We start from the raw sequence: 1,894 nt of genomic DNA on the forward strand, positions 1-1,894 counted from the left end.
ACTACTTATTGTGTTAAACTGGCCGTTAGCACAACAGGCCACCGAGTTTATCTTCGGTAGCCTGTTTGATCTTTGTTATGAAACTATCGTTCTTCGTTAGCGTAACGATATATACAATTTACTTCCAGTTTTTTGTTCAGTTCCAAGCTTATCAATTTGCATCTTTTACATGTAAGAGATTGTGTAAGAGATCGGCCAATGGCGCTTAAGACCCCACCTGCATTGCTGTCTCCCTGAATAGTCCGACATCCTTTAAGGCAATCCAATTCCTGGATAAGATCTTCTAGTCGATAGCGAGCTGTGTGCCGAAGTTCTGAAAGATGGAAATAGGAAACAGAGTCCACGCGAACAACTAGTGTTAATAAAAAAAATCTTATATCCTGTTAAAAGGAATACTCTCTTTCAACTTTACAAATTTTGATTTTGTAATTTTGGTACCAGTCTTGCTTACCTTTCTCCTGGGCAACTTTGTGAGATTGATTCTGCTTCCAGTTACTGATCGCCTCCAGGCTATCCCAATAGGAAATGGTAATGCCAACTCCTGAAGAATCCCTGACACTTTCCACTCCTAAGAAACCAGGTTGTTGGGTCGCAAGTTGCTCCATTTTTTCAGCCATGATATTATAGCCGTTATCCACCGCAGTGCGTTGACTTGAAAATATGACTGCATAATACGATCCGTTTGTTTCATGAACCATTCCCATCAAGCTCCTTCAATCGTAAAATTCTTTGTATAAATTAGATTATACTATTATAATTTAGATAAAAAAAATGAATGTTTGTAATAACATAGATGAATAATTCTCATGTATCATAGGGGACAAGCATGAATCTAATTAAATACCAGATTTTCAGTAAGGTAGTCGAAATTGGAAGTCTAACTAAAGCAGGAGAGATGTTGAATCTAACACAATCAGCAATCAGTCACGCAATTTCTAGCTTGGAACTTGAATTTGGACTGAGTCTTCTCATAAGGAACAGATCGGGTATCCGACTAACAAACAATGGGGAACGTTTGATACAACACATCAGAGAAATCCTACAACTTAATGAAAAACTTAATCAAGAGGTAGCCGCGATAAAGGGGGTCGAAATCGGTACAGTAAAGATAGGTACTTTCTCAAGCGTATCTATTCAATGGTTACCCCATATTATGAAACTATTTCAGAATCAATTTCCTCATATCGAAATGAAACTACTCGATGGTAACTACTTAGAAATAGAAGAATGGATAGCAAACGGAACTGCTGATTTCGGATTTGTGAATATGCCTACTCTACAAGCATTTGATGTGGTGCCGCTTCAAAAAGATAGGATGGTATGCATTATGTGTTCGAATCACCCCCTCGCTGGCCAATCAACCATTCGAATAGAACAAATGATTGATGAACCCTTTATCATGCCTGTTGCAGGTTGTGACACCGATGTAAAGCGAATTTTCACGCAAAATAAACTCATCCCGAAAATCAAGTATGAATTAGAAGATGACCATGCCATAATCGCCATGGTGCAAAATGGTTTAGGGTTGAGTATTCTCCCTGAAATGATTTTGTCTCAACTCTCCGACAACATATGTTGCCGCCCATTGGACGGGGAGTATTATCGTTCCATCTGTATTGCTACAACTTCGTTTAAAAACGTCTCTCCAGCGGCAAAAAAACTGATAGAATTCATTACAAGATGGGTCGCCCATCGAACCCCCTATTAAATATTATTCCACGCTATCCTGCCCGTTAGTTGAGCAAAGGCTGCCGATTTTGCCGACAGCCTTTGCTTGATAGTGTATGTAACTAACGTTTCTCGATAGCTCAGTATTCCCAGAATAGCGTTTCGTGATCTAGGAAGGCTTATTTCAATTCGGATTTCCCTACGATTCCTTATGTTTATAACCGTC

2 protein-coding genes are annotated in these 1,894 nt (G+C 39.2%); one reads left to right on the forward strand and one right to left on the reverse strand.

Annotated elements, in window-relative coordinates:
- Nucleotides 1-383 precede the first annotated feature (383 nt).
- Nucleotides 384-698, reverse strand: a complete 315-nt coding sequence (locus tag GC098_RS07585; RefSeq protein ID WP_246358486.1) for an antibiotic biosynthesis monooxygenase family protein — start codon at nucleotides 696-698, stop codon at nucleotides 384-386.
- Between the two features lie 128 nt (nucleotides 699-826).
- Between GC098_RS07585 and GC098_RS07590 the strand changes: the two genes are divergently transcribed.
- Nucleotides 827-1,708: a LysR family transcriptional regulator gene (locus GC098_RS07590; RefSeq protein WP_171642487.1), complete on the forward strand. Its 882-nt coding sequence runs from the start codon at nucleotides 827-829 to the stop codon at nucleotides 1,706-1,708.
- Nucleotides 1,709-1,894 lie beyond the last annotated feature (186 nt).

It is taken from the genome of Paenibacillus phytorum (assembly GCF_013141715.1).
Classification (GTDB): Bacteria; Bacillota; Bacilli; order Paenibacillales; family NBRC-103111; genus Paenibacillus_E; species Paenibacillus_E phytorum.